12 protein-coding genes are annotated in these 13,572 nt (G+C 64.7%); 4 read left to right on the forward strand and 8 right to left on the reverse strand.

Annotated elements, in window-relative coordinates; genetic code table 11:
• Nucleotides 1-137 precede the first annotated feature (137 nt).
• The 3 genes from AAHK20_RS25310 to AAHK20_RS25320 form a co-directional block, all read right to left on the reverse strand.
• Nucleotides 138-1,949 carry a M61 family metallopeptidase gene (locus AAHK20_RS25310; RefSeq protein ID WP_449184247.1) on the reverse strand — a complete coding sequence of 604 codons (1,812 nt, stop codon included), beginning with the start codon at nucleotides 1,947-1,949 and terminating at the stop codon, nucleotides 138-140.
• A gap of 108 nt (nucleotides 1,950-2,057) precedes the next feature.
• Nucleotides 2,058-2,786: a DsbC family protein gene (locus AAHK20_RS25315; RefSeq protein ID WP_449184248.1), complete on the reverse strand. Its 729-nt coding sequence runs from the start codon at nucleotides 2,784-2,786 to the stop codon at nucleotides 2,058-2,060.
• 91 nt (nucleotides 2,787-2,877) lie between these two features.
• Nucleotides 2,878-4,050 (reverse strand): UbiH/UbiF family hydroxylase, encoded by a 1,173-nt coding sequence (locus AAHK20_RS25320; protein ID WP_449184249.1) that lies wholly within the window; start codon nucleotides 4,048-4,050, stop codon nucleotides 2,878-2,880.
• A 330-nt stretch (nucleotides 4,051-4,380) separates the two neighbouring features.
• Here AAHK20_RS25320 and ychF point away from each other — a divergent pair, with 330 nt between their 5' ends.
• Nucleotides 4,381-5,475 (forward strand): redox-regulated ATPase YchF, encoded by a 1,095-nt coding sequence (gene ychF, locus AAHK20_RS25325; RefSeq protein WP_449184250.1) that lies wholly within the window; start codon nucleotides 4,381-4,383, stop codon nucleotides 5,473-5,475.
• Nucleotides 5,476-5,583: 108 nt separating this feature from the next.
• Here ychF and AAHK20_RS25330 read toward each other — a convergent pair whose 3' ends face one another.
• A complete protein-coding gene (locus AAHK20_RS25330) occupies nucleotides 5,584-6,747 on the reverse strand; it encodes a glycerophosphodiester phosphodiesterase family protein (RefSeq protein WP_449184251.1) in 1,164 nt (387 codons plus the stop codon).
• On the opposite strand from AAHK20_RS25330, the gene AAHK20_RS25335 reads away from it, so the two are divergent.
• The 3 genes from AAHK20_RS25335 (at nucleotide 6,698) to AAHK20_RS25345 (ending at nucleotide 10,112) form a co-directional block, all read left to right on the forward strand.
• Nucleotides 6,698-7,039, forward strand: a complete 342-nt coding sequence (locus tag AAHK20_RS25335) for a DUF3761 domain-containing protein (protein WP_449184252.1) — start codon at nucleotides 6,698-6,700, stop codon at nucleotides 7,037-7,039. The two genes, AAHK20_RS25330 and AAHK20_RS25335, sit on opposite strands and share 50 nt — an antisense overlap.
• A 170-nt stretch (nucleotides 7,040-7,209) precedes the next feature.
• The gene (ettA, locus tag AAHK20_RS25340) at nucleotides 7,210-8,877 is read left to right on the forward strand and encodes an energy-dependent translational throttle protein EttA (RefSeq protein ID WP_449184373.1); all 1,668 of its coding nucleotides are present in this window, start codon (nucleotides 7,210-7,212) and stop codon (nucleotides 8,875-8,877) included.
• Nucleotides 8,878-8,993: 116 nt separating this feature from the next.
• On the forward strand, nucleotides 8,994-10,112 hold the full coding sequence (locus AAHK20_RS25345) for a DUF748 domain-containing protein (protein WP_449184253.1): 1,119 nt from the start codon (nucleotides 8,994-8,996) through the stop codon (nucleotides 10,110-10,112).
• A 52-nt stretch (nucleotides 10,113-10,164) separates the two neighbouring features.
• On the opposite strand, the gene AAHK20_RS25350 is transcribed toward AAHK20_RS25345, so the two are convergent.
• Genes AAHK20_RS25350 through AAHK20_RS25365 form a run of 4 tightly spaced genes read right to left on the reverse strand, consistent with a single transcriptional unit; the run spans nucleotide 10,165 to nucleotide 13,472 of the window.
• On the reverse strand, nucleotides 10,165-10,788 hold the full coding sequence (locus AAHK20_RS25350) for an HAD family hydrolase (RefSeq protein ID WP_449184254.1): 624 nt from the start codon (nucleotides 10,786-10,788) through the stop codon (nucleotides 10,165-10,167).
• Nucleotides 10,785-11,330: a cysteine hydrolase family protein gene (locus tag AAHK20_RS25355; protein WP_449184255.1), complete on the reverse strand. Its 546-nt coding sequence runs from the start codon at nucleotides 11,328-11,330 to the stop codon at nucleotides 10,785-10,787. Before AAHK20_RS25355 ends, AAHK20_RS25350 begins: the two co-directional genes overlap by 4 nt.
• A 48-nt stretch (nucleotides 11,331-11,378) precedes the next feature.
• Nucleotides 11,379-13,208 carry an aminopeptidase P family protein gene (locus AAHK20_RS25360; protein WP_449184256.1) on the reverse strand — a complete coding sequence of 610 codons (1,830 nt, stop codon included), beginning with the start codon at nucleotides 13,206-13,208 and terminating at the stop codon, nucleotides 11,379-11,381.
• 18 nt (nucleotides 13,209-13,226) lie between these two features.
• Nucleotides 13,227-13,472 (reverse strand): hypothetical protein, encoded by a 246-nt coding sequence (locus AAHK20_RS25365; RefSeq protein WP_449184257.1) that lies wholly within the window; start codon nucleotides 13,470-13,472, stop codon nucleotides 13,227-13,229.
• Nucleotides 13,473-13,572: the final 100 nt, after the last annotated feature.

The following is a 13,572-nucleotide window of genomic DNA, read 5'->3' on the forward strand; positions in this document are numbered from 1 at the left end:
CCGGTTTCGCATCGAAATTAGCGCAGGATTGGCGATACGTCCTGGTCTGACTTGGACGCAACCGCCTGCTCGGCCAGCGCAGAACAGCTCAGGACGGCGCAGACGCCAGCGCCGTCCCAAGCCGAGCCGCCGCTGGATCAGCCTTGCAGCCAGCGCTCGCGCACCTTGCGCACCGCTGCGGGTTCGCCGCGCTTATCGCCCTTCTCCCCGAACGTCAGCTTGTAGCGCGAGACCTCCGGCCCATCGAGCTTCACCTGCGCGACGCGCAGCTCATCGCGCCGGAACGCGTGGATCTCGACCCTGGCGCCCGGCTGGTAGCGGGCGAGCAGTGCGTCGAGGTTCGAGCCGGTGACGCGCAGGCCATCGACGGCGACCAGCACGTCGCCCGCCGACAAGCCCGCCTTCTGCGCGGCGCTGCCGTCATGAACCACCGTCAGCGCGCACTCCGCGCCGCCGCGCGTCTTCGCCCCGAGCGACGGCTTGCCGTTCTTGTCGGTCTCCGGTCCGAGCGTTACGCCGAAGGGCGCGAGCAACTCTACAAGCGGCAAGTCGCGCGTGCCATGCACCGCCTCGTCGAACAGCGACGAGAGGTCCGCGCCGGTCGCCTCGGCAATCAGCGCCTCGACCTCATCCTCACCCACACCGACAGCATTACCGCGGTAGAAATCGCGGCCATAGCGCTGCCAAAGCAGCCGCATCACGTCGTCGAGCGACTTGCGATGGTTCGTCTGCGCGCGAATCGCTAAATCGAACGCCAGCGCGACAAGCGAGCCCTTCGCGTAGTAGCTGACGATCGCGTTCGGCGAGTTCTCGTCCTGGCGGTAGTACTTGACCCACGAGTCGAACGAGCTCTCGGCGACGCTCTGCTTCAGGCGGCCGCTGCCGCGCAGCACCGCGCCCACCGTCTTGCCGAGCAAGGTGAAGTACTGGTCTTGCGTGATGCTCTGGCTGCGCACGAGCATCAAATCGTCGTAGTAAGACGTGAAGCCTTCGAAGAGCCACAGCAGCGACGTGTAGTTCTCGCGCGTCAGGTCGTACGGCGCGAAGGCGGCGGGCTTGATGCGCTTCACGTTCCAGGTGTGGAAGTACTCGTGGCTGCAGAGCCCCAGATACGTCCGATAACCCTCGGACGCCTCGCCCTGGCCCACCACCGGCAGGTCGGTACGGTTGCAGATCAGCGCCGTCGACGCGCGATGCTCGAGGCCACCATAGCCATCGCTCACGGCCTGCGTCATGAAGACATAGCGATCCATCGGCGCTTTCTTGGTCTTCGGCTCGAACAGTGCGATTTGCGCTTCGCAGATGCGCTTCAAATCCGCCGCGAGCCGGTCCATGTCGAGTGCCACGACGCGGCCCGCGATCACGATGTCATGCGGCACGCCGTACGCCTTGAACGTCGCGAGCGCGAATTCGCCGAGCGTCACCGGGTGATCGATCAGCTCGTCATAGTTCTCCGCGCGGTATTCGCCGAATCCGTAGCGCTTCGTGCCGCGCGCTTCCGGCAGCGCCGTCGCGACGCGCCAGTTGCGGTACGTTGGCCCCGCCGGCTTTTGAATATCGACGACGCAGGGCGCTTGCTCATGCCCGAGCGGAGCGAGGAAAACGCTCGTGCCGTTGAAGAAACCGGTCGTGTCGTCGAGATGCGCGGCGCGTACGGACAGGTCCCACGCGTACACCTCGTAGCGCAAGGTCAGCGAGCCGCCTTTGAGCGGCGCGGCCTGCCACGTGTGCTTATCGGTCTTCTCGATGCGCACCTTGCGGCCCGCGTCGTTGAACGCGCGCAGCGTGACGATGTTGCGCGCGAACTCGCGCACCATGTAGCTGCCGGGAATCCACACCGGCAGCATGAAGCGCTGCCCGGCCGGATCGGGATCGGCGAGCGTCAAGGTCACTTCGAACAGGTGCGCGGCGGGTTGCTTCGGGACGATGGTGTAGCGGATCGGCTTCATCGGCAGGCTAGTGGGCTCGGAAAGGTTCGGAAAACGGTGAGGGACACAATCGGGGCTTCAGAAACGACAAGAGGCGCCATTGCGCCTCTTGTTAAACGGTTCGCCGCATCAGCGCACGGCGGATAGCGCCTTGTCGAGCTGGTCGGCGGAGACGGCTCCCGGCAGCCGGCGGCCGTCCGCGAGGAATACGGTCGGCGTGCCGGTCACGTTCATGCCGCGGCCGAGCGCGAGGTTCTTGTCGAGCGCAGTGGTGTCGCAGTTGGCGGGGCCGCTCGGCGCCTTATGGTCGAGCATCCACGATTCCCAGGTCTTCGCGCGGTCGGCCGAGCACCAGATCGATTTCGACTTCACGAGCGAATCCGGCGACAGCACCGGGTACAGGAACGTATAGACGGTGACGTTATCGATCGACTTCAGCGTCGTCTCGAGCTGCTTGCAGTACGGACAGTTCGGATCGGAGAACACCGCGATCTTGCGGCTGCCGTTGCCCTTCACGACCTTGACCGCGTTCGCGAGCGGCAGGCTCGCGAAATCGATCTTGTTGGTCTCGGCAAGGCGCGCTTCGGTCAGGTTGGTGCGGGTCTTCGTGTCGACGAGGTCGCCGAGCAGCACGTAGTCGCCGTTTGCGTCGCTATAGAGCATCTGCGTGCCGAGGTTGACTTCGTACAGGCCCGCGATCGGCGATTTCGCGATGCTCTTGATCTCGACATCACCGCCGAGCCGCGATTGCAGCGTCGATTTCAGCTTGTCGGTGGTCTGGTCGGCCTGGGCGGTGCAGCCCAGGGTGGCTGCCGCGACGGCCAGCGCCGTCACCGCGATCCGAACGATTTTCTTCATGTCTTGCATCCTTTGGTGAAACGCGCTCGCGTGGCGAGCGTGTGTGTTCGTGGCGGGCCGTCGAGTCGAGGCCCCCGTCGTTGTCTAATTATTAGCCCAAGGCGGCGGAAACGAGCCAGCGCTTAATGAGCGGCTGCGCACCAACCAGCGCCATTCCCGTGTTGCGCACCGCGCGTGCGACCGTTCCAGGTAGGGAAAACAGGCGCTGCAGGCCGTCGGTGGCGATCATCAGCGCGCCGATATCCTCGCGGCGGGCGCGCTCGTAGCGGCGCAGCAGCACCGGGTCGCCCAGATCGCGGAACGGCTCCTTTTTCGCGATGATGTCGACGAGCGCGGCCGCGTCACGCAGGCCGAGGTTCATCCCCTGGCCGGCGAGCGGGTGGATCAGATGCGCGGCGTCGCCGACCAGCGCGACGCGCGGCGCGACCAGCCGATCGACCGTTTGCAGCGCGAGCGGGAAGCCCTGTGCGGGCGTCACGCATTCGAGCGCGCCGAGCTGGCCTTGGGTGACCTTTTCGACGGCGGCCGCCAGTTGCGCGGGATCGAGCGCGATCAGTTCCTTCGCGTGCTCGGTGCGCGCCGACCAGACGAGCGACACGTGGCCGTCAGGCAGCGGCAGCAACGCGATGATTTCGCCGTCCTTGAACCACTGATAGGCGGTTTCGCCGTGCGGCTTGGCGGCCTTGAAGTTCGCGACGACGCCCGTCTGCCGGTAGTCGCGCCGCTCGACTTTGGAGCCGATCTGAGCACGGACCCACGAATGGGCGCCGTCCGCGCCGACGACCAGATCAGCCTCGATGACCTGCCCGTTCGCCAGACCGAGCACCGCCGCATCGGTCTTGACGTCGAGCCCTTGGGCGCGCGCGTCGATCCAGGTCAGGTTCGGCTGGAAGCGCAACGCGGCGTCGAGCGATTGCTCGATCAGCGACGATTCGACGATCCACGCGAGCTGCGCCACCGAAGCTTGGAACGCGGAGAAATGGAGTTCGGCGTGGGCATCGCCCCAGACGCGCATGTCGTAGACGGGCGCAAGCCGGCTGTGATCGAGCGCCTGCCAGACGCGCAGGCGTTCGAGCAAAGTCTGCGAACTGGAGGACAGCGCGTAAATGCGCGCATCGAAGACGGCATCGGCCGGACGCGGCACCGTGGGCTGAGCGAGCAGCGCGACGCGCAGACCGGCCTGCGTCAGCGCGAGCGCGGTGGTCTTGCCGACCAGCCCGCCGCCGACGACGGCCACGTGGAAGCTTTGATGGGAAGCACTCATGCCGGGCATTATAGCCGCGCCCTATTGCACCGCTTGTCCGGCGGACCGCGCCGGTGCGCTATATCAAAAGTGGAGCGGGCACATTCGGGGCGGGCCTGGCCTCGTATCTGGCCCCTTCACCCGCGAACTGCCTACGGCGGGCAACATACGGCGACGCTGCACACCCGATGCCAAAGCGCACAGCCCGTGGCGGGACCAGCGGTACAATAGCGCTTTTGCCGGCCGCGCCCCGCGCGCCGTCCCTTTTTTCCGCGCTGCGGTCGAGCCGTCCTGCCGGCTGCGCCGAAGAGCGCCCGGCCCTAGCGCCGTTTCACCCGTTCGAAGGATTCCATGAGCCTCAAATGCGGCATCGTCGGCTTGCCTAATGTCGGCAAGTCCACCCTGTTCAACGCACTGACCAAGGCGGGCATCGCCGCCGAAAACTATCCGTTCTGCACGATCGAGCCGAACGTCGGCGTGGTCGAAGTGCCCGATCACCGCTTGAGCGCACTCTCCGAGATCGTCAAGCCCGAGCGCGTCGTGCCGGCGGTCGTCGAGTTCGTCGACATCGCCGGCCTCGTAGCCGGCGCGAGCAAGGGCGAAGGGCTCGGCAACCAGTTCCTCGCGAACATCCGCGAGACCGACGCGATCACGCACGTCGTGCGCTGCTTCGAGGACGAGAACGTGATTCACGTCGCGGGCAAGGTCGATCCGCTACAGGACATCGAAGTCATCAACACCGAACTGGCGCTCGCCGACCTCAGCACCGTCGAAAAGGCGCTCGCGCGCTACTCGAAGGCCGCGAAGTCGGGCAACGACAAGGAAGCGGTCAAGCTCGCGGCCGTGCTGGAAAAGGTGCGCGCGCAGCTGGATCAGGCGAAGTCGGTGCGCTCGCTCGATCTGTCCGACGAGGAAGAGGCGCTGCTCAAGCCGTTCTGCCTGATCACCGCGAAGCCGACGATGTATGTCGCGAACGTGAAGGAAGACGGGTTCGAGAACAACCCGCATTTGGACGCGGTGCGCAAGTACGCGGAAACCGAGAAGGCGCCGGTCGTCGCCGTGTGCGCGGCGATCGAGGCCGAGATCGCCGATCTGGCGGACGAAGACAAGGAAGTGTTCCTCGCCGACATGGGCATGGAAGAACCTGGCCTGAACCGCGTGATCCGCGCCGGTTTCAAGCTGCTCGGGCTGCAGACGTATTTCACCGCGGGCGTGAAGGAAGTGCGCGCGTGGACGATCCATATCGGCGATACCGCGCCGCAAGCCGCCGGCGTGATCCACACCGATTTCGAGCGCGGCTTCATCCGCGCGCAAACCATCTCTTTCGACGACTATGTGACCTACAAGGGTGAGCAAGGCGCGAAGGAAGCCGGGAAGATGCGCGCCGAAGGGAAGGAATACGTCGTGCACGACGGGGACGTGATGAACTTCCTGTTCAACGTGTAAGGTCTGCCTCGTTTGCGGACGCTCGGCCGGGCGTCCACAAGTCAAAGCACAGCAAAGCCCGCGTCAGCGGGCTTTGTCGCATCTGCGTTCCGCGTTGTCTGGCGACTATCAATTTTGCGCAGTCGCGGTATCTCGTCGCACCGGGCATTGCAGCGGCAGCGCAATCTTCGAGCGAATCGCCGACATCTCGCGCGGCGAGTCAGCCAATACCGCGTCGATGCCCAGGCATGCCGAGGTTTGGTAGTCGTCGGCGTTGTTCACAGCGATGGCGACGACGTGGACCTTGTCGGACTGTCTCCGAAAGCACGCGACTGCCTCGGGCGTCCACATCGTGGCGTTCACTTCCGAGCGCCCTTCTCCAAGAGTGAATTTCTCGGTGACTGTGAGTTTTCGATGCAATTCGAAGCCGGTCCACGTCGGCTTGGCCGGCGCGTCCATGCAACCTTCGTTGAGCAGCACCCGCAGCAATCGCAAGCGCGTCGCATCGCGCGACTCGAACAGACGTGCCTGCGGATAAGCTGCGAACGCGCTTTGGTACGCCGCTTCCGTCGAATAGATCACGACGCGCGGCCATGCCCCCTCGTCACTCAACACCTTTGCAACGGCCTGCGCCTGCGGCTCGGCGGGCAGTGCTTTCATATCCAGGATCACGGGCAAGTCGACGGGAATGGCGCGTAACGCATCGCGCAAGGTGGGAATGCCGACGGGATCGCGGCGATACGGATACTCACCTTCGCCAGTCGCGCCGGGTTGCTTGAACATCCACCCCGCATTCACACGTGCCAGCTCAGCCGCCGTCTTGCCCGCCACCGGTCCTGACGCATCCGTTAGTGCCGACAGGTCAACCGGACGGTATAGAACGGGCACGCCGTCCTTGCTCAACTGCACGGTGAGCCATATGACGTCCGCGTGATGAGCGACCGCCTGGCGAATCGCCTCGATCGTGTTCTCGGGCGCGTCAGCGGTGCCGCCACGGTGAGCCACGATGAGCGGCAGCGACGAAACTTGCGACGCAGGCGGCGAAGAAGCACACGCTCCCAGAAAAACCGCGCATAGCGGCACGCTCAAACCAAAACGAATCAAACGCAGCACACTCCCTCCCTTGCTAACACTTTCCGAATTACTTAGCTTTTCTAATCGAAATAATCCGTCACTCATGACCGCGCTATTATGCCGGGCGTTGTGCCCATTGTCCGCGCAGTAAAACGACATTCCCGAGACCATGACCATGCCACACAGCCACCCTGCCCGCCAACTCTGCCATCCGGCCATCGCGCGCATCGTCAAGCCGGCGTTCGCCGCGCTTGCCGCCTGCCTGCTGCTCACCGCCGCCGCCCCGGCGTTCGCGTATTCGTCATCTTCGACAGCTCCGAACGAGTTCGATCTCGACAACCACAACACCTACCAGAACAGCTCGGGCGAAACGGTCCATTCGCCCGCGCATTCGAAATCGGGGCGCGTGCCGGAAGGCGCGACCGCTCGCTGCCGCGACGGCACTTATAGCTTCAGCCGGCACCGCCGCGGCACATGCTCGGGGCACGGCGGCGTCGCCGCGTGGCTCTGACGCGGCGCCCTCGTCGACGCGAAGTACAATAGCGGACGCTTACGCGCTCGAACCCCCGGCGCGACGGCGCATTGAAGCGCCGCGCCGGCGCACCGCTCGAATCCCATTTCACCCATCGCCGCGCGCGCCATATCGAGCGCAACGCGGCCTCAACATCCGACTTCAAGCCCATGGCCCAATACGTCTTCACCATGAACCGCGTCGGCAAGATCGTGCCGCCGAAGCGCCAGATCCTAAAAGACATCTCGCTCTCGTTCTTCCCCGGCGCGAAAATCGGCGTGCTCGGCCTGAACGGCTCGGGCAAATCGACGCTCATCAAAATCATGGCCGGCGTCGACACGGAAATCGAAGGCGAAGCCACGCCGATGCCGAACCTGAACATCGGCTATCTGCCGCAGGAGCCGAAGCTCGACCCGTCGAAGACGGTGCGCGAAGCGGTCGAAGAAGGCCTCGGCGATCTGTTCCAGGCTGGCAAGAAGCTCGAGGAGATCTACGCGGCCTACGCCGAACCCGACGCCGACTTCGATGCCCTCGCTGCCGAACAGGCGAAATACGAAGCGATCCTCGCCGCGAGCGACGGCGGCAGCCCCGAGCAGCAGTTGGAAATCGCCGCCGACGCGCTGCGCCTGCCGCCCTGGGACGCGACGATCGAGAACCTGTCGGGCGGCGAAAAGCGCCGCGTCGCGCTCTGCAAGCTGCTGCTCGAAAAGCCCGACATGCTGCTGCTCGACGAACCGACCAACCACCTCGACGCCGAATCCGTCGATTGGCTCGAGCAGTTCCTCGTGCGCTTCCCGGGCACGGTCGTCGCGGTCACCCACGATCGCTACTTCCTGGATAACGCCGCCGAGTGGATTCTCGAACTCGACCGCGGCCACGGCATTCCGTGGAAGGGCAACTACAGCAGCTGGCTCGACCAGAAGGAAGAGCGACTGAAGCAGGAAGAAGCGTCCGAATCGGCGCGCCAAAAGGCGATCAAGAAGGAGCTGGAGTGGGTGCGCCAGAATCCGAAGGGCCGCCAGGCGAAATCGAAGGCACGTATCGCGCGCTTCGAGGAGCTCAACAGCCAGGAATACCAGAAGCGCAACGAAACGTCGGAAATCTTCATTCCGGTGGGCGAGCGCCTCGGCAACGAAGTCATCGAGTTCAAGAACGTCAGCAAGGCCTATGGCGACCGGCTCCTGATCGACGACCTGAGCTTCAAGATTCCGGCGGGCGCGATCGTCGGCATCATCGGGGCGAACGGCGCGGGCAAATCGACGCTGTTCCGTATGCTGACCGGCAAGGAGCAGCCGGATTCGGGTGAGATCGTGCAAGGCCCGACCGTCAAGCTCGCCTACGTCGACCAGAGCCGCGACGCGCTCGACGGTTCGAAAACGGTGTTCGAAGAGATTTCCGGCGGCGCCGACGTGCTGACGGTCGGCAAGTACGAAACGCCGTCGCGCGCGTATATTGGCCGCTTCAACTTCAAGGGCGGCGACCAGCAGAAGAACGTCGGCACGCTGTCGGGCGGTGAGCGCGGGCGGCTGCACTTGGCGAAGACGCTGATCGCGGGCGGCAACGTGCTGCTGCTCGACGAACCGTCGAACGACCTCGACGTCGAAACGCTGCGCGCGCTCGAAGACGCGCTGCTCGAATTCGCGGGCTCGGTGATGGTGATCTCGCACGATCGCTGGTTCCTCGACCGCATTGCGACCCACATCCTCGCGTTCGAGGGCGATTCGCAAGCCGTGTTCTTCGACGGCAACTACCACGAGTACGAAGCGGACAAGGTGAAGCGCCTCGGCGAAGAAGCCGCCAAGCCGAAGCGCGTGCGCTACAAGCCGGTTACCCGCTAAGACGAACGATCGCCCGATCAGGGCACACGGCTTGCGGCAAAACAAACGCCCCGCTCACTCGACAGTGCGCGGGGCGTTTGTCCAATGGCGGTGGGCGACAACGACAGGAGCGACGGATGGCATCGAAAGGCGTGCGGGTGGCGTGGGTGGTCGTCGGCCTGATCGTCGCGCTCGTTGTCGCGGCGATTGCCGGGGTCTACACGCTCGAACGCGAACTGAAAGCGCGCATAGCCGGCGCGCTCGGGCCGCTCGGGAGCGCCGAGCGTATCGATATCGGTCTCTCGGGAGTCCGGCTTACCAACGTCCATCTGCACGCGCCGAAGAGCTGGCCCGCCGGCGATACGCTGCGCGCCGACCGGATCACGATCGAGCCGGACCTGTCCGATTTGCTCAAGAAACGCATCCATGTGCGAAGCGTCGTTATCGACGGTTTCACGCTGACCGTCCTGCGCACCGCAAGCGGCGGACTGCAAGTCGTGCCGAATCTGCGGCAATCGCTCAACGCCGCGCCCGCGAGCGGAACCGAAGCCAACGCCTTCGGGGGACAAGACAAGCTCATCGACCACGTCGAATTCACGCACGGGACCTTCGAGTTCTACGACGAAACCGTGCGGCACCCGGCCTACAAGATCGCAGTCGAGAATGCGCACGCGACGGTCGATCATTTGCATCTGCCCGCCCTCACCGATCCGACGCAGGTAGCCGTGAAAGGTGAAATCAAAGGGCCGCAGCACACGGGGACGGTATCGTTTTCGGGCTGGATCAAGATCGCGAGCAAGGACTCGCAGACAAACACGGAATTGCGCAGCGTCGACATTGTCACGCTCGATCCCTACTTGCTGACGAAGATCAGCGCTAAGACGCCCGTAGCCGGCGGCACGCTCGATATGACCGTCAACGCGACGGTCCGCAACGAGCAATTGCACGCGCCGGGTGTGGTGACGCTCAATCACCTGCAACTCGCCGAGAGCAGCGATCCGCTCGATACCTTTCTGTCGCTGCCGACCCAAGCCGCCGTCGCCGCACTAAAAGCGCACGGCGACAAGATCACGCTGCACTTCGAACTCGACGGCAATCTGCGCGATCCGAAGTTCTCGCTCAACGAGAGCTTCGCGACGAAGCTCAGCTCCGGCTTTGCCGACGCACTCGGCGTGAGCGTCAAGGGCGTGGCGAAGGGTGTCGGGGAAACTGTGAAGGGATTGAGCGGCGCGTTACGCAACCTGATCGGGCAGTGAGCAGCCGGCGCGGCAAGCCCGCGCCCCGTTAGACGTTAAGCTGCGTCAACCCTCAGACCGGCAGGCCCAGCTCGCGCAAGCGCGCTTCGGTCACCGCCGCGCTCGTGTGATGCACGCCGTGCCAGCCAAGCGCCGTCGCGGCATCGGCGTTCTTGCGGTTGTCGTCGATGAAGACGATTTCGTGCGGCTCGATGCCGGGCAAATGCGGCTCGATGCGGCTCGCCATCTCGTGGAAGATGGCTGGGTCCGGCTTGACCAGTTTCACGCGGCCCGAGACGACAATGTCCTTGAAGCGCCGCAGAATCGGAAAGTTCTCCCAGGCGTAAGGGAACGTCTCCGCCGACCAGTTCGTCAGCCCGAAGAGCGGCACGCCGGCCGCGTCGAGCTTCTCGACCGTCGCGGCGCCCTCCTCCAGCACGCCGCCGATCATCTCCTGCCAGCGCTCATAGAACGCGCGGATAAGCGCTTCATGCTCGGGAAACTTCGCGACCAGTTCCGCAGTGCCCTCCGCGATCGGCTGGCCGCCGTCCTGCCGCACGACCCAATCCATCGCACAGACGTGCGTGAGGAACCAACGGCGCTCGGCTTCGTCGGGAATCAGCTGGCGATAGACATACTCGGGGCTCCAGTCGATCAGCACCCCGCCGAAATCGAAAACGACCGCTTTGATGGTCATGCGAACTCCGCTCTCAGCACGTTGGCGAGCGTGCGCACCGAGATCGGGTTGCCGGCGAGCGAGCTGTGCTCCCAGACGTAGTTCTGGTGCGCAACGATCTGTTGCGCGGTGAGATGCGGCTGATCCTGCGTGGTGTGCAGATCTGAGACCACCGTCGTCCGGTAACCGAGCAATGACGCACGGCGCGCGGCGGTATTGACGCAAAACTCGCTCGCGTAACCGCACAGCACGACGCGATCGATACCGTTGCGCTCGAGTTGCGACTGCAGCAGCGTCTCGTGAAACGAATCGCCGTAGCGCTTGCCCACGACCCGGTCCGTGTCTTCGAGCTCCAACTCCGGGTGGAGCTGCCAGCCCGCGCTGTTCGGCGCGAGTTCATCGTCGTCGGCATGCTGCACGAACCAGACCGGCGCTTTCGCTTTGCGGGCCGCGGCGGTCAGACGGTTGATCCCGTCCACCACCGCCATCACGCGGTAGGCCGGCGTGGCGCCGGCGAGCAGGGCTTGCTGCATGTCGATGACAATCACTCCGGCGCCGGCCATATCGCGATTCCTTTTGTAAATACTGCGTTGTTCCGTTTAGCGCTTCGATCAAATGGGCTGGGTACGCGTTTCGAGCCACGCCTTCGCGTCGCCCGACACGTGCGGCGACACGCGCGTCCACACCGTCTCGTGATACGCGTTGAGCCACGCACGCTCGTCCTCGCGCAACATCGACAGCTCGATGCAGCGCGTGTCGATCGGACACAGCGTCAGCGTCTCGAACTTGAGGAACGAACCGAACGCGGTCTCTTGCGCGGCACAATTGAGCACGAGGTTTTCGATCCGCACGCCCCACTTGCCCGGCCGGTAAACACCCGGCTCGACGGACGTGATCATCCCCTCTTCCATCGCCGTGTGCGGCTCGGCCGGCGCGAAGTGCGAGATCACCTGCGGGCCTTCGTGGACATTCAGGAAATAGCCGACGCCATGACCAGTGCCGTGGCCATATTCCAAGCCGGCTTCCCAGATCGGCGCACGCGCGATCGCGTCGAGCATCGGCGAGCGGATGCCGCGCGGGAAATGCGCGCGGGAGAGCGCCATCATCGCCTTGAGCACGACCGTGAAGTCGCGCTTTTGCTCCGCCGACACCGTGCCGACCGGCACGACCCGCGTGATGTCCGTCGTGCCGCTCAGGTACTGGCCGCCGGAGTCGATCAGCAACAGGCCGTTGCCTTCGATCGTCGAATGCGACGCGGCGGTCGCCTTGTAGTGAGGCATCGCGCCGTTTGCGTTGAAGCCCGCGATCGTCGAAAAGCTCAGCGATACGAAGCCCGGCCGGCGCGCGCGCGCCGCTGTCAGGCGCTCATCGATGGTGAGCTCGGTGATCGTCTCGCCCTTGGCGAGCGCGCTTTCGAACCACGCGAAAAACTCGGCGAGCGCGGCGCCGTCCTGTTCCATCGTCGCACGCACGTTTTCGGCTTCGCTCGCCGTCTTACGCGACTTGGCGAACGTCGACGGATTGACCGCCTCGACGACTTTCACGGACGCCGGCACCGTCTGCAGCAGGCCGTACGTGATGCGGCGCGGATCGATCAGCAACGTCGAGCCAGCCGGCAATGCAGCGAGCGCGCTGGAGGCTTTCTGATACGACTCGACGCGCACGCCGTCGCGGGCGAGCGCTTCCACCGTTTCCTGCGGCACCTTGCCGTCGCCGATGAAGAGCGACGCCCCATCGAGCCCGATCAGAGCATGCGCGACGAACACCGGGTTGTAGGTCACGTCGGCACCGCGCAGATTCATGAGCCACGCGAGGTCGTCGAGCGTCGAGACGAAATGCCATTGCGCGCCGTTTTCCCGCATCGCGCGGCGCACATGCGCGAGCTTCTCGGCGCGCGTGTCGCCGGCGTGCGGCGCGACGTGCTCGTAGACCGCCACCTCAGGCAACGCCGGACGGCCCGGCCAGATCTCGTCGAGCAAATCGGCATCGGTGCGCACGGTGATGCCGCGCGCCGAAAGCTTGTCGGTCAGCACGCGCGCCGCCGCCACACCGAGCACCGCGCCGTTGACGCCTACCGTCGCCCCAGCCGGCAGGTTCTGCGCCAGCCAATCGACATAGACGTGCATCGGCTGGCCGGCCACGAGCTTCATCAACTGCACGCCGCTGCCCGCCAATTGAGCCTCGGCTTGAACCCAGTAGCGGCTATCGGTCCAGAGGCCGGCGAAATCGGTGGTGACTGCGAGAAGGCCCGCCGAGCCATCGAAGCCCGATAGCCATTGACGGCCTTGCCAACGCTCAGGCGGATATTCGGAGAGATGCGGATCGTCGGTCGGAACGATATAGGCGGCGAGCCCCGCGCGCGCCATCGCGCCGCGCAGCCGCGCCAGCCGCTCGGGAATGGTTTCGCCGAGGGCAGCGGATTCAGGAAGTCGGATATTCATTGTGTAGCCTGCAAGCGTTCATCGACGGGAGACCAAGCCGACCGTCACGGCAACGGCGAGAAGTGCGATGGCCGTGCAAACCGGCCATTCGAGCGTGTCGCCGTCATAGAAAAGGCCCGTCACACTGCCGGCCATCTTGGCGGCGCTGGCTGCCGCGACCCCGATCAGCACGGCAATCCAAGGACGGGCGCGGCGCAGCGGATGAAGCCACCAGCCGAGCCAACCGACGACGGCCCCGAGCACCACGATTCCAGGCGAACCCATTAGCGGCGCCCTCGCCTTATTTTCAGACTAATCCCATAGGCACCGCCCGGACGCCTTAATAGCATTCTTATCTCATTTAATCAAAAGATCAGCACGGCAT

The organism is Trinickia camelliae (genome assembly GCF_053525655.1).

Bases quoted from the DNA above. Each gene is read 5' to 3' on its own strand.
- AAHK20_RS25310 (WP_449184247.1), bottom strand. From the start codon at position 1,949: ATGAAGCCGATCCGCTACACCATCGTCCCGAAGCAACCCGCCGCGCAC.
- AAHK20_RS25315 (WP_449184248.1), bottom strand. From the start codon at position 2,786: ATGAAGAAAATCGTTCGGATCGCGGTGACGGCGCTGGCCGTCGCGGCA.
- AAHK20_RS25320 (WP_449184249.1), bottom strand. From the start codon at position 4,050: ATGAGTGCTTCCCATCAAAGCTTCCACGTGGCCGTCGTCGGCGGCGGG.
- ychF (WP_449184250.1), top strand. From the start codon at position 4,381: ATGAGCCTCAAATGCGGCATCGTCGGCTTGCCTAATGTCGGCAAGTCC.
- AAHK20_RS25335 (WP_449184252.1), top strand. From the start codon at position 6,698: ATGACCATGCCACACAGCCACCCTGCCCGCCAACTCTGCCATCCGGCC.
- AAHK20_RS25330 (WP_449184251.1), bottom strand. From the start codon at position 6,747: ATGGCCGGATGGCAGAGTTGGCGGGCAGGGTGGCTGTGTGGCATGGTC.
- ettA (WP_449184373.1), top strand. From the start codon at position 7,210: ATGGCCCAATACGTCTTCACCATGAACCGCGTCGGCAAGATCGTGCCG.
- AAHK20_RS25345 (WP_449184253.1), top strand. From the start codon at position 8,994: ATGGCATCGAAAGGCGTGCGGGTGGCGTGGGTGGTCGTCGGCCTGATC.
- AAHK20_RS25350 (WP_449184254.1), bottom strand. From the start codon at position 10,788: ATGACCATCAAAGCGGTCGTTTTCGATTTCGGCGGGGTGCTGATCGAC.
- AAHK20_RS25355 (WP_449184255.1), bottom strand. From the start codon at position 11,330: ATGGCCGGCGCCGGAGTGATTGTCATCGACATGCAGCAAGCCCTGCTC.
- AAHK20_RS25360 (WP_449184256.1), bottom strand. From the start codon at position 13,208: ATGAATATCCGACTTCCTGAATCCGCTGCCCTCGGCGAAACCATTCCC.
- AAHK20_RS25365 (WP_449184257.1), bottom strand. From the start codon at position 13,472: ATGGGTTCGCCTGGAATCGTGGTGCTCGGGGCCGTCGTCGGTTGGCTC.